Here is a 26,098-nt window from a genome sequence, read left to right as displayed (position 1 = left end):
CCCCAGGATCCATGCCGTGCCCTCAGAGCGTCACGGCGGTACAGAACCTTTGATGGCGGAGCGAGGCGCCCGCCCCCGGGGGGGGGGGGGGGGGGCGGCCCCCCCCCCCCGCCGGGGGGGGGGGGGGCCCCCCCCCCCCCCCCCCCCCCCCCCCCCGCCCCCCCCCCCCCCCCCCCCCCCCCCCCGCGGGTGGGGGCCCCCCCCCCCCCCCCCCCCCCCACCTCTGCGGCCTACTTCTTGGGAGTAATTTCAGCAGGCAGATACCGCGAAATCTCGAAGCCCGCAGCAACTTGGCACATGGTCGGTTTTGTCCAGCTCTTCTTCATGGCATATCTCCTCTTCTACCAGCCCGAAGGGGCCGATCCTTTTCTCGGTCAACCATTGCTGGGCACCATTGCAATGGCTCGTCCATCAGCTCTCAAAATGGACAAATGAAACGGCAGGTCCTGAAAAGTCGAAAAACAACACGATTGAAAATAACAATGCTCATCCTCAATTGCTAATCACATAAGGCTTCCTTTCCTCCAGCGGAAGGTTGGCACGTTCCCATCCATCGGCGCCGGGCGGATACCAGATCACCGAACTGTAGCCCCATTCGATGGCCCGTTTCGCGGCATTCCACGACATCCAGCAATTCGTCATGCAATAGAACAGAATGGCACGCGACTTGTCGGGACCGGCTTCGGCCGCGAGGCCTTGGCGAAAATAGTTGGCGGTCTCCTCGGAGATAGCACCGTAACCGACATTGGCCAGCCAGGTGCTGCCTGGGATGTCCTTTCTGATCTTGGCTCTCCAAATCGTTCCCGCCGGCAAATTAGCCGGCCTGGGCGTGTTCGGCATGACGTCGAAGAACACCGCCTTCTTCTCCCGCCACAGCGCCTCCGCCTCCGCCGTCGTCACGACCTTCGCGCCCTGCAGCGTCTGCGGCACCGGCGCCCGATAGTCGTCCATCCGGTAGCCGCCGGGCTCGGCGATATCGCCGGCCCACATCGGTTCGGTCAGACCGAGAAGGCTCGCGGCAACCAGCAAAATCGTCTCCTTTCCCTTCATGCGTTTCTCGTCATTGCGTGATCGGATTATCGTGTTCGTCGATCAGCGGCACATCAAAGTCCAGCAGGATCCTGGTGATCTCCGCCTGGTTTTCCCTGATCACCCGGTTGAGCGTCCGCTTCCATTCCTGGTCGGATGGACGCACGCCCATGGTGATGCGGTATGACATGCGCGAGCCGGTCTTTTCCTTCACCAGCGGAACGATCGTGAGATCGGCGCCGAGTTGCTTGGCGTAGTAGCCTGCCATCGGTCCCCACATGACCGCCGCATCGATCTTGCCGGCGAGCATGTCCTTGATCATGACTTCCCCCATGGAAGGGGTGAGGCGGGTATCCACCGCCAGCGGATAGATCTTTGCCGTTCGCATGAGCTTGTTGGCGGCCATGTTGGCCGTCGGTGGTGTGCTTTCGACGACGCCGATCCTCTTGCCGGTGAGTTTCGGATCCTCGATGGTTTCGACGCCTTCCATGTCGTTGCCCTTCGGGTGCACCAGCACATAGGACGAGCGATAGTAGGCGTTGGTGTTCTGCACCAGTTCATCGCCCTGGGCATAGCCCATGATGATGTCGCATCGGTTGGCGGCCAGCGTGTTGCGCACGAAGCCGGCGACAAGAGGAAACCATGTATAGGCGACGGACTTTCGGCCGGTTTTCGCGGCAACCAGGTCGGCCAGCCGGTTTTCGAAGCCTTCGCCGCTCTCGTCGGTGAACGGCATGTTCGAAGGATCGGCGCAGACTCGCAGAATGTCTGGGTCGACCAGTTCGCCCGCGGCACCAAGGCCGGCGTCCTGCGCCTGGGCGTTCGGTGGCAGCAAGGCGAGTGCGCCGAGCATCGGCAGGACAAAACACAGCTTCAACGCGTCACGGCCAATCATATCATCCACCCATGCAGGATGCTTCGGCATCCTTCGCTGCCTGTGGCTTGTCTGCTTTCTTCGGCGGCCTGCCGCGCGGCGCCGCACCGTCGGCGCGGGCACGCAGATAGACGTAGAGATCATCCATGTAGCAATAGACGTTCTTGTTGTCGCCAAAGGCAGGCATGACATTTTCCTTGCCGCCGCCGACATTCTTGCGGCCCTCGGCGACGATCGAGATGAATGTGGCGTAATCCATTGTTTTCAGGCTGTTGAGCAGGGCCGGCGCATAGCTCGAACCGGTGCCGTCCGGTCCGTGACAGACATGGCAATCGGAGTGATACCGGCGGTAACCGCTGAACGTATACCAGTCGACGGCTCCGTTTTCGATCTTGAAGGTCGGATTTCCGTCCGCGTCGAAATGCTTGCCGCCTTCTTCCGTCACTGCCTTGGCTTTTTCAGCGCTGTCCTGGGCATGCGCGAGGCTTGAACTTGCCAGAGGCAGCGCCAGGGCGAGAGCGGAAATTACAATGCGAACGGACATTCAGCTACTTCCTTGATTTCTTGATTTCGCCTGCACACGGTTTTGCTGTCGTGAAGCGGCATGGATCGATGTGGGTGCGCGGCGAAATTGAGAGCCCGGTCCTGGCTTCCCGGTGATCCGGGCTCTCGCTTTTCAAGCCTTGGTCTTCTCAAAAAACCGAGGCGTGCCTATGATTCCCGTGTTTCAGTCGTTCCCGTTTTTATCAGTCCGGGAGACCGAAGACGGTGAGCTGGCCGCCCAGCGTCGTGTAGTCGGCAAGTGCTGCGTAGCCACCGACCGCGCCCAGACCAGCAGTCCCAACGACCGCAGCCTCGTCGCCTTGCGCACGGCCCTGATCGACGGCGCCATGCCAGGCAGCGGCGTTGTCGGGCGAAAGCAGTCCGCCTGCCAGACCGATACCGGCCCATCCGCCGACGCCGGACAGAACGGCGATATACTGCTTGCCGCCATGCTCGTAGGCCGTGATGTTGCCGATGATGCCGGACGGGGTCTTGAACTTGTAGAGTTCATTGCCGTCATGATCGACTGCCTTGATGTAGCCCTCGAGCGTGCCGTAGAAGACGACGTCGCCGTCGGTCGCCAGCGCGCCCGACCAGACCGAGAACTTCTCGGGCTTGGACCAGACGATCTCGCCCTTGGCAGCATCCCAGGCAATGAAGTTGCCCATGTGGTCGGCTCCGGGGGGAGGATACATCGACACGGTGGCGCCCACGTAAGGCTGACCGGCGGTGTAGCTCACCTTGTAGGGCTCATAGTCCATGCAGACATGGTTTGTCGGCACGTAGAACAGACCGGTCTTCGGCGAATAGGTCGCCGGCTGCTGGTCCTTGGTTCCAAGCGCGGCCGGGCAGATGCCCGTCGAGTTGGTGTCTTCGCCGTTCTGTTGGGTCGAATATTTGGCGACCACCTGCGGGCGGCCGTACTGGTCGCTGCTGGGGTCCATGTTGACTTCCGTCGCCCAGTTCACTGCCGGATCGTATTTCTTGGCGACGAGAAGCTCGCCATTGGCGCGATCCATGGTGTAGGCAAAGCCATTGCGGTCGAAGTGCACCAGCACATCGCGCTTGGCGCCCTTGATGTCCATGCCGTCGACAAGGATCATCTCGTTGACGCCGTCATAATCCCACTCGTCATGCGGGGTCATCTGGTAGAGCCACTTGGCCATCCCGGTATCCGCATCGCGAGCCATGATCGTCATCGACCAGCGATTGTCGCCGGGCCTCTGGACCGGGTTCCAGGTCGATGGATTGCCGGTGCCGTAGTAGATCAGGTTAAGCTTGGGATCATAGGCGTACCATCCCCAAGTCGTGCCGCCACCGGTCTTCCACTGCTCGCCTTCCCAGGTGTTCGTGCCCGAGTCCGCGCCGACCGGTTTGCCGAGATGGGTGGTCTTTTCGGGATCGATCAGGGTTTCTGCATCGGGTCCCGTCGAATAGGCCCGCCAGGCAAGCTTGCCATCCGAAAGATTGTAGGCCGAGAGGTGGCCGCGAACGCCATATTCGGCGCCGGAGATGCCGACGATAACCTTGTCCTTGACGACCACAGGCGCCGACGTGCCGGATTCGCCCTTTCCGCCGTCGATCTGATCGCCGTTCTTGACCGTCCAGACGACTTTGCCGGACTTGGCATCGAGCGCCACGACGGTGGTGTCGGCCTGGTTGAGGATGATCTTGCCGTCACCATAAGCAACGCCACGGTTGACCGTGTCGCAGCACATGATGCCAATAACATTCGGGTCTTGCTTGGGCTCGTATTTCCAGAGGATCTTTCCGTCATTCTTGAGATCGAGAGCATAGACGGTGTTCGGGAACGGCGCGTGGACATACATCACATCGCCGATGACCAGCGGCCCGCCTTCATGGCCGCGCAGCACGCCAGTGGAGAAGGTCCACTTGACCTGCAGGTTCTTCACATTGTCCTTGGTGATCTGGTTGAGCTTGGAAAAGCGGGTGTTGGCGTAGTCACCCGTCTGCATCACCCAGTCCTTGGGATTCTCGGCCATTTTCATCAGTTCTTCATTGGCCGACGTCATGTGGACCGCGCCGAACGACATGAGCGCCGCGGTCGTTAGTAGGTAGGCAGTTTTCGCTAATACACGCATCAAAGTCCTCCCAGGGTGCACAATGACGAATCGTCCGTTGAGCCCACCAGGGCTTGCCCAAGCGATTCATGTGGGGGAAGTATTTCCGGCAGCGTGTCACGACCTAAGCCGAATGAGCAGAGGGCACCGTTACTGCCCATCCCACCTGGCCTACGAAAGACTGTCGCCGCTCCCTAATTGACGGTGACGCCCTTGAAGCCGGAAACAGGATGAAGCTATGTCATCCCCAGAAGGAAGGCAAGAAAAATCACTTCCACCTATGTTGCACTGCAATATAGAGAAATAGATATGAAAAAATCATGACGGAAAGCTATTGATCGACTGTGGATGAAGCGCGATTTATATAAGTGGTTAAGTTTTACGTATTTTTTGGGCGAAATGTATTGATTTTTATTTGAGAATATTCGCTGGATCGTATGATTTTAAGTATGCGCGCGTCGCTCCCTCTGGCGATAGTGGAGGAGACCTGAAATCAAGCTCAGCACCAGGATTCGGAGCCGATGTTCGTGCTGTCGGGGAGGCCTTTTGCCGGCCGGGACGGCCCTGTCCTTTGGTACTATATGGCCTGCATGAGAACTTGACGGGCGTGGCGACAGGAGGCCAACTGGTGCGGTGATCCGTCTCGATCCATTGGGCTCGATCTGTCACGTTCCGGGCCAATCGGAGGTTCCCCATGATCAGATATGTCGGCTTTTCGAGCTTGCCGCTGTTGCTCACGTCGGCCCTGGCCTTCGCCAATCCGGCCGGCGCCGCCTCAGATTATCCGACGGTGACGGTTGTCGACTATGTGCTCGGCTGCATGCAGACGAATGGCCAGACACGTCGGGCGCTGGAGAGCTGTTCCTGCTCGATCGACGTCATCGCCTCGATCCTTCCATTCGAGGATTATGAAAGGGCCGAGACCTTCAAGAGCATGTCGCTGACGACTGGGGAGCGTTCGGGACTGTTCCGCGAAAGCGCGCCGGCAAAAGCCGCAAGCACGGGACTGAAGCGCGCGCAGGCGGAAGCCGACGTGCGCTGCTTTTAGACGCCGTGTAAGACCGCCGACGGCGGCTGCATGCGGATTCGAGGCTTCAAAGCCCCGTAGCCTCCAGCGGCCATTGATTGCGAAATACCTTGCCGTCCGTATCGATCGCTTCGACCTGGATTTGGCCAGTGCCGTGCGCGGTGAAATCGAACCGGAAATTGGGATCTTCCGAAATCGATATCCCCCCTTCCATCGACAGGATCAGCCGGTCTGCCTGCGAGACCGACAGTTTCTGAACGAAATGCGCGGGGATGAAATACTGGGTCAAGGGGTTGCGCTGCAGGCCCGAATTGTTCGGGTGGCGGATCATCAGCTGCAATTCCTGCGCCTTTGTCATCGTCTCTTGCGGCGGGAATTGGCGCAGCTTCATCTGCCCCATCGTCGCCATCGCTTCGTCCTGGTTCTTGAGCGCCGGGGCGGAGCATCCGCCTGACGCCTTGACGAAGGTCTGGGCCATGTGAAGCTCGCCGCCCTGCGTCTCTGCTATGGCACGCAGATAGGAATAGTCGTCGACGCGCACGCGCGTCGACAGATGTGTCACACCGGCGTCCTTGCCGATCTCGAACGTCGCCGCGACCGGCGCTGGATTGACATCGATGATCAAGGTGACGGATTTGATGCCGGCGGGCGCCTTGGTCGGGTCGATATAGATGTCGACAGGCACGATGGCGGCATCCTGCGCCCGCTTCGGCGCCTCGATCCTGACGACGCCGCTATCGACCAGAATCGCCCGATCGCCGAACACGTCGCCTTTCAGATCCTGCCAGATCCTGTCCGAAGAGGCGGTTGTCTGCTGGGCGTTGGCGGCGCCGGAGGCGCCAAAGAGCGCGCCGATGGCCAGGATGATCGCGGCGAAGACGGCTGCCAGCGGCAAGCCGAGCTGCCGGCTCCGGTAAGCGTGGTTCTGCATTTCGATGCCTCCACCAATGTCAGAGAGGTGGTGCCCAGGCCGATGTCGAGGATAGACCCTTGACGATGCGTTGGCAAATCGATCCACAGCGCTTGTCGCTGTGATCTATTCCCATTCGAGTTCGGCGAAGGCGGCTGTTGCATTGCGCTCGTTGTATTCGTCGAACAGATGCCAATTGCTCCGTTCGCTTGCGCCGGCGGTCTTGACGGCGTCGCGGAGCGGCGTCCCGTCGGCGATCGCCTTGCGAATATCGCGCGCCAGAATTTCGAAATAGCGCCGCTCTCCCGTCAGCGCCGCCGGCCAGTCGGCCGGCACCGGGCCGTGACCCGGCACGGCGCGCACCGCGCCGATCGCGGCGAGCGCGTCCATCTGGCGGAGCCAGCCGAGCAGCGATCCATCGAGCGTCGGCAAGGAACCGATGAAAACCAGATCGCCGGCAAACAGCGTGCGGGTCGCGCTGTCGAAGACGGTCAGGTCGTTGTCGGTGTGAGCCGCCTTCCATGCCTGCAATTCGAGCACGCGTCCGCCAAGGTCGAGCTGCAGGCGATCGTCGACCAGCATCGTCGGCGGTATGATCTCGACCCCTTTGATGAGCGCGTCGCCGATCTGTTCGCGAAAGCTCTGCAGGTAGAAGGCGCCGCGCGCCTCGAGGCCGCGCGGCAGATTGTGGTGGCCGACGATGGTGGCGCCGATTTGCCGGAACGCCGCGTTGCCGAAGACATGGTCGGGGTGCATGTGGGTGTTGATCAGGTAGCGGACCGGCTTGGGGCTTATCTTGCCGATCGCGGCGATGAGGGCGTTCGCCTCGATCAGGCTGCCGCCGCTGTCGATGACGGCGACGGCGTCGGTGCCGACGACGACGCCGAGGTTGGAGATCGCGCCCTGGTTGGCGGCGCTCATCGATTCATCGACGCCCTGGAAAGCGAAGACGCCGTCGGCGACTTTCCTGAGCTTGAATACGAGGCCGTAGGCTGCGGCGAGAGCGGCCCGCCCGAGGCAACAGGGCAGCATCGCGGCGCTGACCGCGGTGCAGGCGAAGCCGTTCACAAGCTTGCGTCGTGTCCTGTCGATCGGCATGGCTTCCTCCCGATTCCGAACTGTAAGGCGATCAGGCCACGCCCGGAAATTTTTGCTGGAACGACCGCAAAAGGTCGCTCATCACCTGTGGATTGCGATAGTGCCGCGGCAGCCTTACGTCGAACATGCCGAGCACATGGGCCGGCCGCTGCGCGAGCACGATGATGCGGTCCGACAGCATCAAGGCCTCGCGCAGATTGTGGGTTACCATCAGGGCGGTCGTGGGCCGCGCCGACCACACGGTCAAAAGCAGGTGCCGAAGCCGCTCGGCGGTCCGTTCGTCGAGTGAGGCAAAGGGTTCGTCCAGGAACAGCACCGCCGGTTCGGTGGCGAAGGCCCTGGCAAGCGCTGCCCTACGCGCAAGGCCGAGCGAAAGCTCGGCCGGATAGAGCGAGCGCATGGCGGCGAGGCCGAGCGTGTCGAACAGCCCGTCGAGGTTCTTCGTTCTCAGGCTTTTCGGCAGCGCCAGCCTGACATTCTGCTCCACCGTCCGCCACGGCAGCAAGACCGGCTCCTGGAATACGGCGGCGATCCGGTCGGAGCCGCCTTCAGGCAGCTGGAACGAGCCGGAAAAGTCCTTGTCCAACCCAAGCAGGATGCGCAGCGTCGTGGTCTTGCCGCAGCCGGACGGCCCCAGCAAGCAGGCGAATTCGCCTTGCCGGACCTCGAAGGAAAGGTCCTGGAGCGCCGTGATCGAGACGCCTTGCGCGGACCTGAAAGTCTTTTCGGCGATGTCGACCCTAAGCGGGACGACGGCGCCAACGGGTTGCATGTCGTTCAACGGGCTGCACCAGAAAGAGTTCGATGACTAGCATCACCGCCACGAAAGCCAGGGTGTAGGCAAGGATGGCGGCGACGTCGAAGAGCTGGAAATAAAGATAGATCTGGAAGCCGACGCCGTTGGAGCGGCCGAGCAGCTCGACCACCAGGACGATCTTCCAGATGAGAGCGATGCCGGATCGTGAGGCGGCGGCAAGATAGGGCTGCAGTTGCGGCAGCAGGACGTGGCGGGCGCGGTCGAGGAGACCGAAGCGGTAGACGGCGGCCATTTCGGCGTAACCCGGATCAAGCGCCCTGGCGCCTTCGCGCATCGTCACCACGACATTCGGGATCTTGTTGACGGCAACCGCGCCAATCGCCGCCGCTTCGTTGAGGCCGAACCAGATGTAGGCGAGGACGATGACGACCAGCGCGGGAATGTTGAGGAACAGAACCACCCAGGGAGCGAAGAACCGGTCTGCGCGGCGGTGGCTGCCGAGGAGGACGCCGATGACCGAGCCGACAACCATCGCGACGACATATGCCGCGGCAACCCGGCCGAGCGTCGCGCCGAGATGGTAGAAAAGATCGCCGTTCGCCGCCTCTGCGAGCAGCACCTGCCAGACCTGTCCCGGCCCTGGAAAGGCACGGCTCGGCCAGGCATTTGCCGCAAGGGCCCACAGCAGGCCAAGCCCGAGCAGAGAGGCCGCGACCGTCAGCACCGGTGTCAGCGCCGCTGCCAGGCCGGATTGGCTGGACATGCCGGCCGCAGCGCCAGGCGGGCGATCGCCGGAATCAGGTGCGCTCATTGCGGGGGTACCTGCCAGAACGTGCCGGGCGCCATCTCGGGCGCGCGGCCGACCAGCTTTTCGCCGCCGATCTCGGCCAGCACGCGGTAGAGCTTGCCGGCGTCGGCCGCATCCTCGGCGACGGGGCGTCTGGGAATGCCCTCGCGATAGCGGTCACGCAGTTTGGCCAGTTCCTCGCCTTGCGCGCGGATATCAGGCGCAAGGCGCAGCCACTCATCGTCGGATCTGGCCAGCAAGTCCTTGGACTGCGCCGAAGCCTTGATGAAGCCGCTGATAGCGTCCGGATTTTCGTTCGCCCATTTGTCATGAAAGACATAGCCGAGCGCCGATACGGCGCCCGCGGCCCCAAGCGCTTTCGCCGCAGCATCGGCGCCGATCAGCCGACGAAAGCCGTTGGCTTCGAGCCGGGCGCAAAAATGCCAGAAATTGAGCACCGCATCGAGCTCGCCCTGCATCGCCTTTTCCGAAATCAGCGGCGGCGCGCCAAAGACGATGTCGCTGGTTGCCGCCAGGTCGAGGCCGTGATCGCGCCTGGCCAGCGCCTGGATCAGCAGCCAGCTTTTATCGAGAGGTCCGCCGGCGACGCCGAGCTTTTTTCCGCTGAGATCGGTGATCGTGCGGATCGGCGCTCCCTCCTTCACCATGATCGCCCCGACGGCGGTCGAATAGGGGACCAGTGTGAGGTCGACGCCTTCGGAGCGCTGGCGTGAGACCCACAGCCAGTCGGAGACGATCATGTCGATCGCGCCGGCCAGCATGGCGACGTTGGTTGCATCCTCGCCGGCGAAATCGAGGATCTCCAGATCGATGCCGTTGGCTGCGTCGAATCCGTGGTGCTTCAGCGTGTCAAGCGCCCAGCTCACGGTGCCGAATTTCAGCACACCGATGCGAACCCTGTTCGTGGCGAAGGAGGGCTTTGGGACAAGTGCCGCGGCTGTTCCAAAAGCCGCCAGCCGGAGCGTTCCTCGACGCGAAATCATCATGATGTCTCCTCCCGGGGCCGCAACCGGCCGGGCGCCGATCAGATCGCACGGTCTTTGTTCGGGAACGCGCATTTCCAGCGCTTGACCTTGCGGGTCGGGTGTTCCTGCGACCATTTCGCGATTTCGGTGGGCGCCAGCATCATGCATTGGAACAGAGAGCCGCGGCTCTCGAAATAGAGATGTTCGTCTCGGCAATTGCCCGGATTGGCAATCAGGCAAACCGTCAATATGAGGTCGACCATATCCATTCAGCACCTCTTGCGCGCTTGAAGACGCCCGCTTTGACGAGATCCGGCCCGATCCAAGAGCCTGGACAGAATCGCCAACTGCCGGAGTCCCGAGGTGCCCATGGAAAACCGGAATGGTTTGAGGCTACGCGTTCGCCCGATGGCCGTCAACAACGGCGAATGGATTGGGTCGACCGGAGCCGAGTTGAAACTACCTACAAGACAATCGAGTCCGTTTGCGCTGCCCCTCATTGCCCTGCCGGGCATTTCTCCCCGTATAGTGCCGGGGAGAAAGACGCCTTTGCAAAGGATTTCGCCAATCTCCAGCGTCGCAGAAAGGGCGCCGACGTTGCGGCCAGCCCCCTTCGCCCCGTCACTATACGGGGAGAAGGTGCCGGCAGGCGGATGAGGGCAGCGCCGACGTCGACAATCGCCAATTCGACTTGGACGCGCTCCTTTGTCTGAAGCGATTTGTTCGAAGCGATTGCCTGTGCGAACCGCTCCATGGTTGACATCGCTCATCTGCCGGGTAGCTTCCAGGATGCAGGCGTTGCAACTCCACAAGGGAGACGTTTTCGCTCTGCATAAAACGATGCATGCCGATGATCAGACAAAGGCATGCGCAAATCGTCCAGGGCACCTTGACGATCAATGAGGAAATGCCATGCGTGCAGTCGCATTTTTCGCCGTCGTGTCCGTTGCGACGTTTATTACAAATCAATCGCAGGCACAGGATGCCGCCGCGGGTGAGAAGGTCTTCGCCAAATGCAAGGCCTGCCATGTCGTCGACGAGGACAAGAACAAGATCGGTCCGTCGTTAAGCGGCGTTATCGGCCGGACGGCCGGCACGCATCCGGGGTTCAAATATTCCAAACCGATGGCCGAGGCGGGTAAATCCGGCGTCAAATGGGACGAAGCCACGCTGACGAATTATCTTCGCGACCCGAAGGGCATGATCAAAGGTACGAAGATGGCGTTTCCCGGTCTCAAGAAGGACGAGGATCTCGCCAACGTCATCGCCTATCTGAAGCAATACTCCAAATAACCCGGTTTTTCCGCAGGAGATAACCCGGTTCTTCCCCCGGAAGTAACCCGGTTCTTCCCCCGGAAGTAACCCGGTTCTTCCCCCGGACCCCGGAGTAACGCGACTTCGCCGGCCGTTCGCAAACTGCGTTCGGCCGGCGCCCGCACTGGTTGGCGCCGGTCAAGCGGCGTCTTGCAGCCTGCGCATGGCGGAAGGCAGATCGAGCAGGCCGTCGCAAACCAGGTCGGCGCCAAGCGCTTCAACGGCAATTTGGGTGTAGCCGCCACGCAGCAGGATAGCCGGCATGCCGGCGGCGCGGGCGGCGGCCACGTCGGCGCCGCTGTCTCCGACCATCAGCGCGTCACGAGGCCCGACCTGAAGCTGGTCGAGCGCCAGCAGCAGAGCGTCGGGCGCCGGTTTCAGGCAAGTCACCGCGTCTCCGCCGACGATCGCGCCGAGATGGTCCGTCAGCCCGAAATGCAGCAGGATTTCGCGAGCCGCCAGCTGCGGCTTGTTGGTCACCACGGCCATGGCTATTCCGCTCAAATGGAAGTGGGTGAGAACCTCCCTGACGCCGGGCATCAGCGTCGTCAGGCCGGTCAGATGTCTGCGGTAGATCGGCGCCATGGCACGGTTGGCCTCCTCGAGGGCGCTGCCGAGGAGCGGCGCGCCGGATGCCGCGAAGGCTCGCTCGACCAGTTTCCTGACGCCGCCGCCGATCATAGCCTTGACCTGTTCCAGGCGCAGCGGCGGCAGATCGCGACCGGCCAGCAATTCGTTGACCGCGGCGGTTATATCGGGCGCCGAATCGACCAGCGTGCCGTCGAGATCGAACAGGATCGCCTTCGGCGATCGAAACGGCCTACTCATGCCGACGTTCATGCGGCGTCCTTCCACTTGATCGAGCAGCCGATCGAAGCGATCTGGTCCAGCGGTCCGTCGCCGGTTCGGGCGATCTGTCTCATCGCCTCGAACAGGTCGCGTCTCAGTCCGGGCGGTCCCGCGTCTCGCCGCGCCGCGTCCAGCCGGCCGCGATATTGCAGCGTCAATTCACTGTTGAGCCCGAAGAAATCCGGAGTGCAAACGGCTCCATAGGCACGCGCCACCGTCTGGCGCTCGTCGTGGAGGTAGGGGAAAGTGAAGCCGTTCGCCCTGGCGAAGAGTTTCATGTTGTCGAAGGAATCATCCGGATAGGCGTCGGCATCATTGGCGTTGATCGCGACAAAGCCGATGCCTTCGGGCTTGAGGTCGTCGGCATCGCGGACGATGCGGGAAATCACGGCCTTCACGTAAGGGCAGTGGTTGCAGATGAAGGCCACCACCAGCCCGTTCGGACCGGCGTGGCTGAAGATCGAATGCGATTTGCCGTCGACGCCGGGCAAGACCGCATCGATGGCTTGCCAGCCGAAATCGCAGACAGGTGGGATTGCCCCCATGTTGTCCTCCGATGAAATGGTTTACGCGGCTTTCCGGATCGCGCCGTCGGCTGCCTGCCTGATGGCGCCGATATTGGCGCGATAGGCCGCCTCGCTGCCGCCCTTGAAGATGGCCGAGCCGGCGACCAGCACATTGGCGCCGGCCGCGGTGACCAGCGGGGCGGTCTCGGGGGTGACGCCGCCGTCGATCTCGATGTCGATCGGGCGATTGCCGATCAGCGCCTTGACCCGCCTGACCTTGTCGACGACAGAAGGAATGAAAGCCTGGCCGCCGAAACCCGGATTGACGGTCATCAGAAGCACCAGATCGAGCCGGTCGAGCACATATTCGATGACGCTTTCCGGCGTCGACGGGTTCAGCGACACGCCGGCCTTCTTGCCGAGATTCCTGATCGCCTGCAGCGAACGGTCGAGATGCGGCCCGGCCTCGGCATGCACGGTGATGATGTCGCAGCCGGCATCGGCAAAGGCGGCGAGATAGGCGTCGGCCGGCGCAATCATCAGATGGCAGTCGAAGAGCTTGTCGGTTCGATTGCGGATCGCCTTGATCACCGGCGGACCAAAGGTGATGTTGGGCACGAAATGACCGTCCATCACGTCGAGATGGATCCAGTCGGCACCCGCCCGGACGACTGCTTCGACCTCGTCGCCGAGCCGCGAGAAGTCCGCAGAAAGCACTGAGGGGGCGATGATTGTCTTGGTACCCATGGTCGGCTCCCATTCTGTCTTGCGTTCGATCGCTGCACGCCAAACCGGCGTCTTGTCAGCGCGCCTTCGTCTCCGGTTCGCCTTCGAGCTTGCCTTCTGCGAAAACGCGGCTGCCGCGAATATCGGATTCCTCAATGGTGATAAGGTCGGTCTTCGTCAACACCCGGTCTCGCGACGTGAAAAGCCGGTTGGCCTGGCGAAGCCGCGCCCGGTCGAGCCCATTGCGGACCGAGCGAGCGTTGGAGAAATGCGGCAGCCGCATGCGGATCGGCAGATACTCTTCGAGCGCCTTGGCCGCCGCCTCGCTGAGACGGTAATTCTGTTCCGCCAGCATGATCTCGGCGATCGATTTGAGCTCGCCGACGCCGTAGTCGGGAAAATCGAGGTGGTGGGCGATGCGCGAGCGCATGCCGGGATTGCTGTTGAAGAAGCGGTCCATCTTGTCCTTGTAACCGGCAAGAATCACAACCAGATCGTCACGGTTGTTTTCCATGCATTGCAGCAGGATCTCGATCGATTCCTGGCCGTAGTCACGTTCGTTCTCGGGCTTGTAGAGATAGTAGGCCTCGTCGATGAAAAGCACCCCGCCCATGGCGCGCTTGATCACTTCGCGGGTTTTGGGCGCGGTGTGGCCGACATACTGGCCGACGAGATCGTCTCGCGTCACTGCGACCATGTGGCCTTCGCGGACATAGCCGAGACGATGCAGGATTTCGGCCATCCTGAGCGCCACGGTGGTCTTTCCGGTACCGGGGTTTCCGGTGAAGTTCATGTGCAGCGTCGGCGCGCCCGAGGTCAGGCCGAACTTGCGGCGAAGCCGGTCGACCAGGAGCAGCGCCGCGATCTCGCGGATGCGGGTCTTGATGGGCTTCAGGCCAACGAGTTCGCGGTCGAGCTTGCCCAGCACCTCATCGATGTTGGACGCCTCGAACTCGGCCTGCAGATCGACCGATTCGTCCGGCGCGGCAGTGCCCTTTGCTATCGCGTCCAGCATGGTTTCGGCTAGCTCCGCTCGCCTTCGGGCCTGTCGGTCGCATAAGGCACGATCGAATACCCCTGGCTGCGGCCGTCGCGCTCCTGGCGCAGCAGCCGGAACCCGGGTTCGTTGGGCGGCCGGTTGACGATGAACGACATGCGCGGCGCTTCCCAGCCCTTGCTCGAATCGAAGGCGGTGACCCGGACATACATGTTGGGCATGGCTTTCCGGCAATTGTTGACTTCAAGCAGGATGCCCGCCGGGTCCTTCAGGTCGAACATCGGGTTGCCGTACATTTCCCAATAGGTGTTTCGCGGATGCGGATCGTCAGTGTACTCGACGCTGACCGCCCAGTGGTTTTTCAACGCATACTTGATCTGCGCCGAAATCTGCTCATCGGTCAGGTCGGGCAGGAACGAAAACTGTCCCTGCGTGACCTTGTTTCCCGGATTGGTCATCATGGCGACGGTTCCTTTCGTCTAGAAGCTGGGCGTTGCGGTTGGCACGAAGTCGGCCGTGTCAGTCGATTCGTAGTTGAAGGTGACGTCCTTCCAGGTCTCCAGGGCCGCCTTCAGCGGCGTGCACCATCTGGCCGCCTGTTCGAGGATTTTGGTGCCTTCGCGCAGATAGTCGCGACCCTCGTTGCGGGCGAGGATCATCGCTTCCAAGGCGACGCGATTGGCCGTCGCGCCGGCCTGGATGCCGTCCGGATGGCCGATCGTGCCGCCGCCGAACTGCAGGATGACGTCCTCGCCAAGATAATGGATCAGCTGGTGCATCTGGCCGGCATGGATGCCGCCCGAGGCGACAGGCATCACCTTGTTGAGCGAGGCCCAGTCCTGGTCGAAGAACAGCCCGGTTTCGAGGTTCTGTGGCGTGCGCTCCTCGCGCAGCGTGTCATAGAAACCCTTGATCATCAGCGGGTCGCCTTCCAGCTTGCCGACCACCGTGCCGGCATGGATGTGGTCGACGCCGGCCATCCGCATCCATTTGCAGATGACGCGAAAATTCATGCCGTGGTTCTTCTGGCGCGAATAGGTCGAGTTGCCGGCGCGGTGCAGGTGCAGGATCATGTCGTTGCGGCGTGCCCATTTGGCCATCGACTGGATCGCCGTGTAGCCGATGACCAGGTCGATCATGACGATGCAGGAGCCAAGCTGCTTTGCGAATTCGGCGCGCTCGTACATCTCCTCCATCGTGCCGGCGGTGACGTTGAGATAATGGCCCTTGACCTCGCCGGTGGCGGCCGACGCCTTGTTCACGGCCTCCATGCAGTAGAGGAAGCGGTCGCGCCAGTGCATGAACGGCTGCGAGTTGATGTTCTCGTCGTCCTTGACGAAGTCGAGGCCACCCTTCAGCGCCTCGTAGACGACGCGGCCATAGTTGCGGCCTGACAGGCCAAGCTTCGGCTTCGTCGTCGCGCCGAGCAGCGGCCGGCCGAACTTGTCGAGCCGCTCGCGTTCCACCACGATGCCGGTCGCCGGCCCCTGGAAGGTTTTCAGGTAAGCCACCGGGATGCGCATATCCTCGAGCCGCAAGGCCTTGACTGCCTTGAAGCCGAACACGTTGCCGATGATCGATGCGGTCAGGTTGGCGATTGAGCCCGGCTCGAACAGGTCGAGGTCGTAGGCGATGTAGGCGAAGTACTGCTGCTCGGTCTTGGTGCCGGGACCGGTGTTTGGCACTGGCTCGGATCTGAACGCCTTGGCCCGGTAGAGCTCGCAGGCGGTCAGCCTGTCGGTCCACACCACGGTCCATGTCGCGGTAGAGGATTCACCGGCGATGGCGGCCGCCGCCTCCTCGTGGTCGACGCCTGGCTGCGGCGTGATCCGAAACATGGCGATCAGGTCGGTCTCCTTGGGCCGGTAGTCCGGCTCCCAGTAGCCCATCTTCTTGTAGGGGATGACGCCCGACTTGTAGCGTTCCTTGCCTTCCTTGAGCGTGCCAGCTGACGGCATGTCGATCTTGTTCATGACAGGTCTCCTGTTTGCCGCTCAGGCGGCTTTCGCGGTTGCGATTTGCGGGTCGAGTTTTCCCGCGGCGTAACGTTTGGCCATCTCGTCCATGGCGATGACCCTGATCTTCGAGGCGTTGCCGGCGGTGCCGAAGCGCTCGAATCGATCGCGGCAAAGGTCGCGCAGGGCATCCATGGCGGGTTTCAGGAATTTGCGCGGATCGAATTCGCGCGGGTCTTCCGTCGCGACGCGGCGGAACTGCCCGGCCATGGCCATGCGGCAATCGGTGTCGATGTTGACCTTGCGCACGCCGTAGCGGATGCCGCGCTCGATCTCCTCGACCGGAACGCCAAAGGTCTGGGGCATCTCGCCGCCATATCTGTTGATGACGTCCTGCAGTTCCTGCGGCACCGAGGAAGAGCCATGCATGACCAGATGCGTGTTGGGCAGCTTTTCGTGGATCGCCTCGATCACCTGCATGGCGAGGATGCCGCCGTCGGGCTTGCGGCTGAATTTGTAGGCGCCATGCGAAGTGCCGCAGGCGATCGCCAGCGCGTCGACCCGGGTGGCGGTGACGAAGTCGACCGCCTGATCGGGATCGGTCAAAAGCTGGTCGTGGGAAAGCGCACCTTCGGCGCCGTGGCCGTCCTCGGCCTCGCCCTGGCCGGTTTCCAGCGAGCCGAGCACGCCGAGCTCGCCTTCGACCGAAGCGCCGACCCAATGCGCCATGCGTGCGACACGTTCGGTGATGGCGACGTTGTAGTCGTAGCTCGCCGGCGTCTTGGCGTCCGCCATCAACGAGCCGTCCATCATCACCGAGGTGAAGCCGTGGCGGATCGCCGAAAGGCAGGTGGCTTCGTTGTTGCCGTGGTCCTGATGGATGCAGAGCGGTATGGCCGGATGCATTTCGGTCAACGCCTCCATCATCTTGGCCAGCATGATGTCGTTGGCATAGGAGCGGGCGCCGCGCGAGGCCTGGATGATGACCGGCGCGTCGCAGGCCCTGGCCGCCTCCATGATGGCAAGGCCCTGTTCCATGTTGTTGATGTTGAATGCCGGAACGCCGTAGCCGTGCTCGGCGGCATGGTCGAGAAGCTGGCGAAGGGTGATGCGGGCCATTTTTGGGGTCCTTCCTAGATGATGAGCTTCAGCGCCGCTGCGGCGACGGCTTCGGGCGTGATGTCGAAATGCCGGTAGAGATCCGGGGCAGGGGCGCTGGCGCCGAAACCGGCCATGCCGACAAAAGCGCCGGTGTCGCCGATCCAGCGGTCCCAGCCGAGCCGCGCTGCGGCTTCGATAGCGATGCGTGGCGCCGACCCGAGGACCGCCTTGCGGGTGCCGGCATCCTGTTCCTCAAACAGCTCCCAGCATGGCATCGAGACGACCGCGGCGGCGATGCCGTGCTCGATCTCCAGCCGTTCGGCGGCGGCAACGGCGATCTCGACCTCCGAGCCGGTGGCGATCAGCGTCACGGCGCGGTGCCCGGCTGGCTCGCGCAGGACGTAGGCGCCCTGGCTCGACCGGTTCTCGTTGCTGTCTGCCTCCTCGCTTTGTGCCATCTCGCCGTGTACCTGGCGCAGCATCGGCAGGTTCTGCCGCGAGAGCACAAGCACGCTCGGCCGGTTCCTGCTCTTCAGCGCCAGTTCCCAGCACTCCGCCGTTTCGATGATGTCGGCCGGACGGAAGACGTTGAGGTTGGGCGTCGCCCGCAGCATCGCCAGGTGCTCGATCGGCTGATGGGTCGGGCCGTCCTCGCCGAGACCGATGGAATCATGCGTCATCACATAGATGACGCGCTGGCCCATCAGCGCCGAGAGCCGCATCGCGCCGCGCGCATAGTCGGCGAAGCACAGGAAGGTGCCGCCATAAGGCACGAAGCCGCCATGCAGCGCGATGCCGTTCATGGCCGCGGCCATCCCATGCTCGCGGATGCCGTAGTGGATGTAGCGGCCGGCATAGTCACCAGGCGCTATGCGATCCATGCCCTTGGTGATCGTCAGGTTCGAATGCGTCAGATCGGCGGAGCCGCCGACGGTCAGCTCGGTTGCGGCGTTGATTGCAGCGAGCGCCATTTCGGAGGCTTTTCGCGTTGCGACCTTGGTCGCCTTTTCGACATGCTCCTTGCGGAAAGCGCCGAGCGCTTCGAAGACCGCGTCGGGCAGGGTGCCGTCGACCGCGCTCTCGAAGGCCTGGCGCTGCGGCGAGGCGGCAAGCCGCTGCTCCCAAGCGTGCCGCGCCGCTTGCCCGCGATCGGCAATTTCGCGCCAGGCGAACAGGATGTCGTCTGGCACCTCGAACGGCGCGCAGGCCCAGCCGATGTTCTCGCGCGTCGCGGCGATCTCGGCATCGCCCAGCGGCGCGCCATGCGTCTTTTCCGAGCCGCCCAGATTGGGCGCGCCCTTGCCGATCACCGTGTGGCAGGCGATCAGCGACGGCCGGTCCGACTGCTGCGCCGCTTCGATTGCCGCAGCGACGGCTTCCGTGTCGTGGCCGTCCACCGACTGGACATGCCATCCGGCGGCTTCGAACCGGGCCGGCTGGTCCATCGATGTCGACAGCGACGTCGGTCCGTCGATCGAGATCGCATTGTCGTCCCAGAAGACGATTAGCCGGGCGAGCTTCAGGTGACCGGCAAGGTCGATCGCCTCGTGGCTGATGCCTTCCTGCAGGCAGCCGTCGCCGGCGATCGCGTAGGTGAAATGATCGACGAGATCGGCGCCGTGGCGGGCAGCAAGCATGCGCTCGGCCAGCGCCATGCCGACGGCGGTCGAGATCCCTTGTCCTAACGGACCGGTCGTCGTCTCGATGCCAAGCGCATGGCCATATTCGGGATGTCCGGCGGTGCGGCTGCCCAGCTGGCGAAACCGCTGCAATTGCTCGATCGGCATGTCTTCGTAGCCGAGCAGGTAGTGCAGCGCATATTGCAGCATCGAGCCGTGCCCGGCCGAAAGCACGAAGCGGTCGCGATCGGGCCAGTCCGGCATCGACGGATCGATGTTGATGAAGCGGCCGAACAGCACCGTCGCGACATCGGCCATGCCCATCGGCATGCCCGGATGGCCGGAATTGGCCTTTTGGACGCTGTCCATCGCCAATGCACGAATGGCGTTCGCCATGTCGCGCTCCGAGACGGCGGCGACGGGCTTCAGGGCTGCTGCTTGGCTGTTCATGGCGTCCTCCTCACGACACACGGTTCTTGCGTTCGATCAATTGCAGGATGAGCGGCGTCAGGATCAGCTGCATCGCAAGATCGAGCTTGTTGCCTGGCACCACTATGGAATTCGGCCGCGACATGAAGGAGTCGTGGATCATCGAAAGCAGGTAGGGGAAATCGATGCCGCGGGGATTGGCGAAGCGGATGACCAGCATCGATTCGTCGGGCGTCGGGATCCAGCGCGCGATGAACGGGTTGGACGTGTCGACGATCGGCACGCGCTGGAAGTTGATGGCGGTCTGCGAGAACTGTGGGACGATGTAGCGGACATAGTCCGGCATGCGGCGCAGGATGACGTCCATCACCGCCTCGGTGGAATAGCCGCGGGTTGCCCGGTCGCGATGGATCTTCTGGATCCATTCGAGATTGATGACCGGCACCACGCCGATCCTGAGGTCGGCATGCCTGGCCAGGTCTATCTTGTCGGTGACGACGCAGCCATGCAGGCCCTCGTAGAAGAGCAGGTCGCTCGGCGGGAATTCGCGCCATTCGGTGAATTGTCCGGGCGGCGTGCCGTACTGCTTCTCCTCGTCCTCGTCATGGATGTAGGTGCGGGTCTTTCCGGTTCCGCGGCGGCCATATTCCTCAAACACCTCTTCGAGGATTGCGAGCTCGTTGGCCTCGGCATGGAAGTGGGTGAAGTTCGGATTGCCCGCCTTCTCCTCCTCGGCCACCTTGACCTTCATCGTGGCGCGGTCGTAGCGGTGAAAGGCGTCGCCTTCGATGAAGGCGGCGTCGATGTTCTCGCGCCGGAAGATCAGCTCGAAGATGCGCTTGACCGAGGTGGTGCCGGCGCCTGACGACCCGGTGATGGTGATGATGGGGTGCTTTGCCGACATGATGCTCAGGCCCTGAACAGGCCGCGGCGGCTGAACAGCGGTGCACGCTCGCCGATCGCGCTGGGCTCGGTGTGGTAGCGGGTGATGCGCGCGACCTCGCGCGCCGATCCGAACACCACGGGCACGCGCTGGTGCAGGCCCTCGGGCTCGATTTCGAGGATGCGAGTGATGGTGTCGGTGGCGGCGCCGCCCGCCTGTTCGATGAGATAGGCGATCGGGTTGGCCTCATAGACGAGGCGCAGCCGTCCCTGGCGGTAACCCTTGCGCTTGTCGCCTGGATAGAGGAACACGCCGCCGCGCATCAGTATGCGGTAGCAGTCGGCGACGAGGGAGGCGATCCAGCGCATGTTGAAGTCCTTTCCGCGTGGGCCTTCAGTGCCTTCGAGGCAGTCGTCGATGTAGAGCCGCACCGCCTCGTCCCAATGCCGGTAGTTGGCGGCGTTGATGGCGAACTCCTGGGTACGCTGCGGGATGATCCGGCTCTCGTAGGCCTGGACGAAGGTGCCGAGCCTGGTCGAGAGAACGAAGACATGCGTGCCGCTGCCGAGCGACAGGACCAGCGCCAGCTGCGGCCCGTAGATGAAGAAACCGGCCCCCAGCTGCTTCACGCCCGGCTGCAAAAAAGAGGCGGCCGGATTTTCGTCCGGCGCGCCAGTTGCAGGGAGGAGCGAGAAGATCGTTCCGATCGACACGTTGGTGTCGATGTTGGAAGAGCCGTCGAGCGGGTCGATGGCGATGGCGAGAGGCGCCTGGCTGTCGAGCAGGACCGGCTGCTCCAGTTCCTCAGAGGCGTAGAGCGCGACCGGAGCGTGGCGCATGGCATCGAGGAAGATGTCGTCGGCGAAGATGTCGAGATCCTTCTGGATGTCGCCGTCGGCATTGGCGCTGCGGGTCCCGGCAAAGGCGGTGCCGAGCACCCCCTGATTGATGGTGTTGCGGACCTTGGTGGCGGCCTGCGTCAGCTGACGAACGGTCGCGACGACTGCCGAACGCAGTTCGTCGGGTGGGCCGAGATAGGAATTCAGAAATGCGTCGAGCGTTGCCGCTGGCATCGTAACCTCCCGATCCAGCCGCAACTCCTCCGGCCGGATTGGGGAATGAGAACAAACGGCGCTGGATAAGTAAAATTCAATAACTTTACTTTCGTACTAAAAAAAATTTAGTATGACGCATGAGAAACCTCACGCTCAAGCAATTCAAGACCGTTCAGGCCATCATCAGCCATGGAAAAATCGTCAGCGCGGCCAGGGTGTTACGCTTGTCTCCTCCAGCGGTGACGATCCAGTTGCGGCAGGTCGAGGAGGAGTTCCAACTGGCCTTGTTCGACCGGACGTCGGACGGCATGCGTCCGACTGCCGCAGGTCTGGCCTTCGTCGAGACGGCGCAAGCGATCGAGGAGCGGCTTCGCCTGCTCGAAGACAAGATGAATGCGATCAAGGGCGTGCGTATCGGTAGCTTGCGGCTCGGCGTCGTTTCCACCGCCAAATATTTCGCGCCGCGGCTGATGGCCGGCTTCATGAAGGAACATCCCGACATCGACATGCGGCTCGCCATCGGCAACCGCGCCGAAACCATCAACAGCCTGAAGAACCACGACATCGACATCGCGCTGATGGGACGCCCGGCGCGGGAAGTCCCGGTGCGTGCCTCGGTCTTCGGCGATCACCCGCTGGTCATCATCGCGCCGCCCGACCACCCGCTGGCGTCAGCGCGCGAGATATCCAAGGAGCAGATCGCCGAAGAGCATTTCCTCATCCGCGAGCCCGGCTCCGGCACGCGCATCTCGCTGGAAATATTCCTGAGCGACGTGCCCGGCCGCATCGACGACCTTGGCGTCGAGATGGGCTCGAACGAGACGATCAAGCAGGCGGTGATGGCCGGGCTCGGCATTGCCTTCATCTCTGCCCACACCATCGCCGCCGAAACCGACGCCGGCCGGCTGGTCATCCTCGACGTCGTCGGCATGCCGATCCGCCGGCAATGGTTTTCGGTGATGCGCAGCGATCACGCGATCTCGCCGGCGATGGCGACATTCCACGATTTCCTGATGCGCAAGGGCGCGATGTACCTGCCGCTGTTCGGCAAGCTCTATCCGCACGAAGGACCGAACATTGGAGGTCGCGCGAGTTAGGCCGCGCGGCCTCAGGTCAAACGCTTCAGGCGAGTGATGGCCGTTCGTCGCCTCTCAACTAAGATTGCGTTTGACGTTTACATCGGCCCCACGGACGCGAGCCCAGCAGCACGCAGGCTGCCGTCTGCAAGGCGGGTCGGTGCATTGGCATCGGCGCGCATGTCGGTCTCGGACGACACCGTCACCTCCTCGCCGGGCCGCGAGAACGCGTAGAGCGGACCGCGGTGGCCCGGCATCGAAAAGGCCACGGAATCGCCGTCGGCGAGGCCCATGACGACGCGCTGCGGATCGCCGCCGATCTTTGGCGCGAAGGTGGCGGTGACCTCCAGGAGGTCGCCTTCGACCGGGACGTAATAGACGACCATGTCGAGGTGTCCCTCGTGCAGGCTGCCGGCTTCGGTCGGGCGTCCTATGGTGGCTTCCTCGGCAAACGCCGGGGCGGCAAGAAACAGCGCGGCCAGAACGGAGGCGCTCAGGGTTTTGCGGATCATCTCGTATCTCCTTTTTTTAGATTGCGTTCGAACGCTATAACTGAGTTAGATTACGAATGCAATCTAAAAAATGAAAAAATTGATAATGCGTGTGAGTCGCTGCATAAAACCGCGAAACGGCGATCAATGCGGCAGGCCGGCTTTTTCGGGAGCGCGGCTTTGACGGCATCGACCTTAAGGATTTTGATGGAGGCCCGGGCTCACCGTGGGCGCGTTTTGCAAGAAGTCGCATCCAAGAACGATCTGGCGGCGCAAGGCGTCCAGGCGGGCGATGGAGAAGTCCGCCGGTGGTCTCGCGGACCGTCAACGACGAGCGGCTGTCGAAGCGGTTCCTGCAAGCGGCCGCCGGGAGCGCGCTGATGGGGTCGTCTGCGGCGATGGCCGGCATGGCTACGGGCTGGCGTACCCGCGGTTACGCTGCGGGGCCGCTGACTGCGTTTCTGCTAGCCTGCAATTGGTTCGGCAACAGCTTCTTCGAGGCCAGTTGCCGCTTGGGTGGCAAGACCGCGGGCCGCCGCTTGTGAATCGTAGAATTCCTCAAGTGCATGGACCTTGCCCCATCGCAGGGTGAATACGTGCAGACCACTGTTGACGTAGGACGCGTCGCCGTTGAGCAGCGTCGCGGTGCCGTCCCACTGGGCAAATACGGTGGTATGCCACGGCCAGCCCTTCACCCAGACGTGGTTGACCGTGAGATGGAGATTGGGCAGGACGCGGCCGAGGCGCTCAAACCAGCGGCGCACGGCTTCCTTGTCGTGGCGCTCACCACCAAGCGCGTGGGCGCCGGAAACGCGGTGATGGACATGCGGCACGAGTGCTTTCACCGCCTCATCCCAGCGATGGTTGTTGACGTGGTCGAAGCTCTGCCGGATCGATTTCTCGACGATATAACTGTACAGCATTTGACCTCTCCTCCAAATTTTTTCGATGCGTGACCGAGGCACCGTGCGCAGCCGAATTGGATTGCGTTCGTACTCTATACCTGCTATAGATGTCGAACGCAAGCTAAATAAGGAGATCGACATGCGTGTGAGTCGCGTTCAGGCGGCGGAAAACCGCGAAACCGTGATCAATGTGGCAAGCCGGCTTTTTCGGGAGCGCGGCTTTGACGGCATCGGCCTTAAGGACCTGATGCAGGCTGCCGGGCTGACCCAGGGCGCGTTCTACAAGCAGTTCGCCTCCAAGGACGATCTGGCGGTGCAGGCGTCGAGGCGGGCGATGGAGAGCGCCACGCTGCGGTGGTCGGCCGCGACTGCGGCAAAATCCGAGGATCCGCTTGGCGCGGTGATCGCATTCTACCTCAGCATGGACCATCGCGGAGAAAAGATGGACGGCTGCCCGATTGTCGCGCTCGGTTCGGATGCCGCCAGACAGGGCAGCGACGTGAAAGCGTCGTTCGAAGCCGGGATCAAGGAGCATCTCGAAATCCTCGGCCGTTTCATTGCCGAGGCCGATGGTGAGCAGCCCGATAGAAAGGCTATGGCCATTCTCTCGACGATGGTCGGTGCGCTGACGCTATCGCGCGTCGTCAACGACCCGGACCTCGCCCAGGCCTTTCTGGACGCGGCGAACGAACAGGTTCGCGAAGCAGCCGCCGCCTGAACGGCATGCGCAGCGCTGGCGACGCAGCCAAATCGATAGGAAAATAGATGCGACGGATTGTTGTTACAGGCATGGGAGCGGTCACGCCCCTTGCTGCCGATGTCGAAGCGTCGTGGTCGCGGCTGCTGGCCGGTCGCTCGGGCATCCGCAGGCTTCCGGACGATGTGGTGGCAGACCTGCCGGCCAAGATCGGCGGGGTGGTTCCCTCGCTGGAAGACGATCCGGACGCTGGTTTCGATCCGGATGCCGTCCTGGCTGCGAAGGACCAGCGCAAGGTAGACCGGTTCATCATCTTCGGGCTCGCCGCTGCACAAGAGGCCCTCGCGCAAGCAGGGTGGGCGCCGGTCTCGGAAGCGGATCGCCTGCGCACGGCCACGATCATCGCGTCCGGCATCGGCGGCTTCCCCGCCATAACCGAGGCGGTGCGCACGGTTGACCAGCGCGGCGTCCGCCGCCTGTCGCCGTTTACGGTACCGTCCTTCCTGGTGAACCTTGCGGCGGGGCACATCTCGATCCGCCATGGCTTCAAGGGGCCGCTCGGCGCGCCGGTGACGGCTTGCGCGGCCGGCATCCAGGCGATCGGCGATGCGGCCCGCCTCATCCGCGCCGACGAAGCCGATATCGCGGTGTGCGGCGGAACGGAAGCCTGCATGAACATCGTCAGTCTCGGTGGTTTTGCTGCCGCACGCTCTCTTTCGACCGGCTTCAACTGGGCGCCGGCTCAGGCGTCACGGCCTTTTGACGTGTCGCGGGACGGCTTCGTCATGGGCGAAGGAGCCGGCGTGCTGGTCATCGAGGCGTTGAGCCACGCGCTGGCGCGCGGTGCGAAACCGCTCGCCGAGCTCGTCGGCTACGGCACGACGGCGGATGCGCATCACGTCACTTCTGGTCCCGAGGACGGCGACGGGGCGCGCCGAGCCATGCAGATCGCGATTGCCCAAGCTGGCATTTCGCCGCGTGAGGTTCGCCACCTCAATGCGCACGCGACCTCGACGCCGGTCGGCGATCTCGGGGAAATCGCGGCGATCAAAACACTCTTCGGCGCAGATTCCATCATCGCCGTCAGCGCAACGAAATCGGCGACCGGGCACCTGCTCGGAGCCGCCGGCGGGCTGGGAGCCATCTTCGCAATGCTGGCGCTCCGGGATCAGGTAGCGCCGCCAACCCTCAATCTGGGCGCGCCGGATCCAGCCGGCGACGGCATCGACTTCGTCGCCAACCAGGCCCGGCCGATGGCAATGGACTACGCGATATCAAACGGCTTCGGCTTCGGCGGCGTCAACGCCAGCGCGCTGTTCCGGCGCTGGACGGATGAACTCGCCGGTGCGAACGCCAGAGGCGCTCATAACTGACGCCTCCGACCTTTCGGGCTTCTTCCATGC

The 26,098-nt window shown here is 62.8% G+C and carries 29 protein-coding genes; 6 read left to right on the top strand and 23 right to left on the bottom strand.

Features of this window, described 5'->3' with window-relative positions; translation table 11 throughout:
- Nucleotides 1–22: 22 nt before the first annotated feature.
- Nucleotides 23–289 carry a hypothetical protein gene (locus AC0L2C_RS05190; RefSeq protein WP_473522870.1) on the bottom strand — a complete coding sequence of 89 codons (267 nt, stop codon included), beginning with the start codon at nucleotides 287–289 and terminating at the stop codon, nucleotides 23–25.
- 8 nt (nucleotides 290–297) lie between these two features.
- On the opposite strand from AC0L2C_RS05190, the gene AC0L2C_RS05185 reads away from it, so the two are divergent.
- The gene (locus AC0L2C_RS05185; protein WP_167366504.1) at nucleotides 298–435 is read left to right on the top strand and encodes a hypothetical protein; all 138 of its coding nucleotides are present in this window, start codon (nucleotides 298–300) and stop codon (nucleotides 433–435) included.
- Nucleotides 436–492: 57 nt separating this feature from the next.
- On the opposite strand, the gene AC0L2C_RS05180 is transcribed toward AC0L2C_RS05185, so the two are convergent.
- From AC0L2C_RS05180 to AC0L2C_RS05165, 4 genes are all read right to left on the bottom strand, one after another.
- Complete coding sequence (locus tag AC0L2C_RS05180) at nucleotides 493–1,050, bottom strand: PQQ-dependent catabolism-associated CXXCW motif protein (protein ID WP_473520414.1); 558 nt, start codon at nucleotides 1,048–1,050, stop codon at nucleotides 493–495.
- A gap of 10 nt (nucleotides 1,051–1,060) precedes the next feature.
- Nucleotides 1,061–1,924: a quinoprotein dehydrogenase-associated putative ABC transporter substrate-binding protein gene (locus AC0L2C_RS05175; protein ID WP_473522869.1), complete on the bottom strand. Its 864-nt coding sequence runs from the start codon at nucleotides 1,922–1,924 to the stop codon at nucleotides 1,061–1,063.
- Between the two features lies 1 nt (nucleotide 1,925).
- A complete protein-coding gene (locus AC0L2C_RS05170; RefSeq protein ID WP_128173349.1) occupies nucleotides 1,926–2,447 on the bottom strand; it encodes a c-type cytochrome, methanol metabolism-related in 522 nt (173 codons plus the stop codon).
- Nucleotides 2,448–2,649: 202 nt separating this feature from the next.
- Nucleotides 2,650–4,548, bottom strand: coding sequence for a methanol/ethanol family PQQ-dependent dehydrogenase (locus AC0L2C_RS05165; protein WP_353685229.1), 1,899 nt, complete (start codon nucleotides 4,546–4,548; stop codon nucleotides 2,650–2,652).
- A 673-nt stretch (nucleotides 4,549–5,221) separates the two neighbouring features.
- Here AC0L2C_RS05165 and AC0L2C_RS05160 point away from each other — a divergent pair.
- Nucleotides 5,222–5,575: a hypothetical protein gene (locus tag AC0L2C_RS05160; protein WP_023797678.1), complete on the top strand. Its 354-nt coding sequence runs from the start codon at nucleotides 5,222–5,224 to the stop codon at nucleotides 5,573–5,575.
- 46 nt (nucleotides 5,576–5,621) lie between these two features.
- Here AC0L2C_RS05160 and AC0L2C_RS05155 read toward each other — a convergent pair whose 3' ends face one another.
- From AC0L2C_RS05155 to AC0L2C_RS05130, 6 genes are all read right to left on the bottom strand, one after another.
- The gene (locus tag AC0L2C_RS05155) at nucleotides 5,622–6,485 is read right to left on the bottom strand and encodes a quinoprotein dehydrogenase-associated SoxYZ-like carrier (protein WP_287225661.1); all 864 of its coding nucleotides are present in this window, start codon (nucleotides 6,483–6,485) and stop codon (nucleotides 5,622–5,624) included.
- Nucleotides 6,486–6,590: 105 nt separating this feature from the next.
- On the bottom strand, nucleotides 6,591–7,562 hold the full coding sequence (locus tag AC0L2C_RS05150) for a quinoprotein relay system zinc metallohydrolase 2 (protein ID WP_473522868.1): 972 nt from the start codon (nucleotides 7,560–7,562) through the stop codon (nucleotides 6,591–6,593).
- Between the two features lie 31 nt (nucleotides 7,563–7,593).
- Nucleotides 7,594–8,334, bottom strand: a complete 741-nt coding sequence (locus tag AC0L2C_RS05145; protein ID WP_473522956.1) for an ABC transporter ATP-binding protein — start codon at nucleotides 8,332–8,334, stop codon at nucleotides 7,594–7,596.
- Nucleotides 8,303–9,082 carry an ABC transporter permease gene (locus tag AC0L2C_RS05140; RefSeq protein WP_473522955.1) on the bottom strand — a complete coding sequence of 260 codons (780 nt, stop codon included), beginning with the start codon at nucleotides 9,080–9,082 and terminating at the stop codon, nucleotides 8,303–8,305. The genes AC0L2C_RS05145 and AC0L2C_RS05140 overlap by 32 nt, the downstream gene beginning before the upstream one ends.
- A 44-nt stretch (nucleotides 9,083–9,126) precedes the next feature.
- On the bottom strand, nucleotides 9,127–10,113 hold the full coding sequence (locus AC0L2C_RS05135; RefSeq protein ID WP_473522867.1) for an ABC transporter substrate-binding protein: 987 nt from the start codon (nucleotides 10,111–10,113) through the stop codon (nucleotides 9,127–9,129).
- A gap of 38 nt (nucleotides 10,114–10,151) precedes the next feature.
- Complete coding sequence (locus tag AC0L2C_RS05130) at nucleotides 10,152–10,361, bottom strand: hypothetical protein (protein ID WP_473522866.1); 210 nt, start codon at nucleotides 10,359–10,361, stop codon at nucleotides 10,152–10,154.
- Nucleotides 10,362–11,004: 643 nt separating this feature from the next.
- Between AC0L2C_RS05130 and AC0L2C_RS05125 the strand changes: the two genes are divergently transcribed.
- Nucleotides 11,005–11,385, top strand: a complete 381-nt coding sequence (locus AC0L2C_RS05125) for a c-type cytochrome (protein ID WP_027151302.1) — start codon at nucleotides 11,005–11,007, stop codon at nucleotides 11,383–11,385.
- Between the two features lie 159 nt (nucleotides 11,386–11,544).
- Here AC0L2C_RS05125 and gph read toward each other — a convergent pair whose 3' ends face one another.
- From gph to AC0L2C_RS05075, 10 genes are read right to left on the bottom strand one after another with little or no spacing between them, the layout of a single operon-like run.
- A complete protein-coding gene (gph, locus tag AC0L2C_RS05120; protein WP_473522865.1) occupies nucleotides 11,545–12,246 on the bottom strand; it encodes a phosphoglycolate phosphatase in 702 nt (233 codons plus the stop codon).
- Nucleotides 12,243–12,800 carry a thioredoxin family protein gene (locus tag AC0L2C_RS05115; RefSeq protein WP_287076251.1) on the bottom strand — a complete coding sequence of 186 codons (558 nt, stop codon included), beginning with the start codon at nucleotides 12,798–12,800 and terminating at the stop codon, nucleotides 12,243–12,245. Before AC0L2C_RS05115 ends, gph begins: the two co-directional genes overlap by 4 nt.
- Before the next feature lie 21 nt (nucleotides 12,801–12,821).
- Entirely contained in the window at nucleotides 12,822–13,508 is a 687-nt protein-coding gene (gene rpe, locus AC0L2C_RS05110; protein WP_473522864.1) for a ribulose-phosphate 3-epimerase, read from the bottom strand.
- Nucleotides 13,509–13,563: 55 nt separating this feature from the next.
- Nucleotides 13,564–14,502 (bottom strand): CbbX protein, encoded by a 939-nt coding sequence (gene cbbX / locus AC0L2C_RS05105; RefSeq protein WP_027151306.1) that lies wholly within the window; start codon nucleotides 14,500–14,502, stop codon nucleotides 13,564–13,566.
- Between the two features lie 8 nt (nucleotides 14,503–14,510).
- Nucleotides 14,511–14,945 (bottom strand): ribulose bisphosphate carboxylase small subunit, encoded by a 435-nt coding sequence (locus AC0L2C_RS05100; RefSeq protein WP_023797690.1) that lies wholly within the window; start codon nucleotides 14,943–14,945, stop codon nucleotides 14,511–14,513.
- Between the two features lie 18 nt (nucleotides 14,946–14,963).
- Nucleotides 14,964–16,457, bottom strand: a complete 1,494-nt coding sequence (locus AC0L2C_RS05095; RefSeq protein ID WP_077373865.1) for a ribulose-bisphosphate carboxylase large subunit — start codon at nucleotides 16,455–16,457, stop codon at nucleotides 14,964–14,966.
- A 21-nt stretch (nucleotides 16,458–16,478) separates the two neighbouring features.
- Nucleotides 16,479–17,558: a class II fructose-bisphosphate aldolase gene (gene fba, locus AC0L2C_RS05090; protein ID WP_128246251.1), complete on the bottom strand. Its 1,080-nt coding sequence runs from the start codon at nucleotides 17,556–17,558 to the stop codon at nucleotides 16,479–16,481.
- A 14-nt stretch (nucleotides 17,559–17,572) separates the two neighbouring features.
- Complete coding sequence (gene tkt / locus AC0L2C_RS05085; RefSeq protein ID WP_473522863.1) at nucleotides 17,573–19,609, bottom strand: transketolase; 2,037 nt, start codon at nucleotides 19,607–19,609, stop codon at nucleotides 17,573–17,575.
- Nucleotides 19,610–19,619: 10 nt separating this feature from the next.
- On the bottom strand, nucleotides 19,620–20,492 hold the full coding sequence (locus AC0L2C_RS05080) for a phosphoribulokinase (protein WP_023797694.1): 873 nt from the start codon (nucleotides 20,490–20,492) through the stop codon (nucleotides 19,620–19,622).
- 5 nt (nucleotides 20,493–20,497) lie between these two features.
- On the bottom strand, nucleotides 20,498–21,544 hold the full coding sequence (locus tag AC0L2C_RS05075; protein WP_023797695.1) for a class 1 fructose-bisphosphatase: 1,047 nt from the start codon (nucleotides 21,542–21,544) through the stop codon (nucleotides 20,498–20,500).
- Nucleotides 21,545–21,663: 119 nt separating this feature from the next.
- Between AC0L2C_RS05075 and AC0L2C_RS05070 the strand changes: the two genes are divergently transcribed.
- Nucleotides 21,664–22,623, top strand: a complete 960-nt coding sequence (locus AC0L2C_RS05070) for a LysR family transcriptional regulator (RefSeq protein ID WP_473522862.1) — start codon at nucleotides 21,664–21,666, stop codon at nucleotides 22,621–22,623.
- 77 nt (nucleotides 22,624–22,700) lie between these two features.
- Here the strand turns inward: AC0L2C_RS05070 and AC0L2C_RS05065 are convergent, their stop codons facing one another.
- Both AC0L2C_RS05065 and AC0L2C_RS05060 read right to left on the bottom strand, forming a co-directional pair.
- A complete protein-coding gene (locus tag AC0L2C_RS05065; protein ID WP_473522861.1) occupies nucleotides 22,701–23,114 on the bottom strand; it encodes a hypothetical protein in 414 nt (137 codons plus the stop codon).
- A 443-nt stretch (nucleotides 23,115–23,557) separates the two neighbouring features.
- On the bottom strand, nucleotides 23,558–24,016 hold the full coding sequence (locus tag AC0L2C_RS05060; protein ID WP_128246247.1) for a nuclear transport factor 2 family protein: 459 nt from the start codon (nucleotides 24,014–24,016) through the stop codon (nucleotides 23,558–23,560).
- A 121-nt stretch (nucleotides 24,017–24,137) separates the two neighbouring features.
- On the opposite strand from AC0L2C_RS05060, the gene AC0L2C_RS05055 reads away from it, so the two are divergent.
- Both AC0L2C_RS05055 and fabF read left to right on the top strand, forming a co-directional pair.
- Nucleotides 24,138–24,716 (top strand): TetR/AcrR family transcriptional regulator, encoded by a 579-nt coding sequence (locus AC0L2C_RS05055; RefSeq protein WP_287237892.1) that lies wholly within the window; start codon nucleotides 24,138–24,140, stop codon nucleotides 24,714–24,716.
- Between the two features lie 47 nt (nucleotides 24,717–24,763).
- A complete protein-coding gene (fabF, locus tag AC0L2C_RS05050) occupies nucleotides 24,764–26,068 on the top strand; it encodes a beta-ketoacyl-ACP synthase II (protein ID WP_473522860.1) in 1,305 nt (434 codons plus the stop codon).
- The last annotated feature ends 30 nt before the right edge of the window (nucleotides 26,069–26,098 follow it).

This window comes from Mesorhizobium sp. WSM4845 (assembly GCF_055811455.1).
Note: the sequence above shows the minus strand (reverse complement) of the source record. Positions and strands in the feature narration are given on the sequence as shown.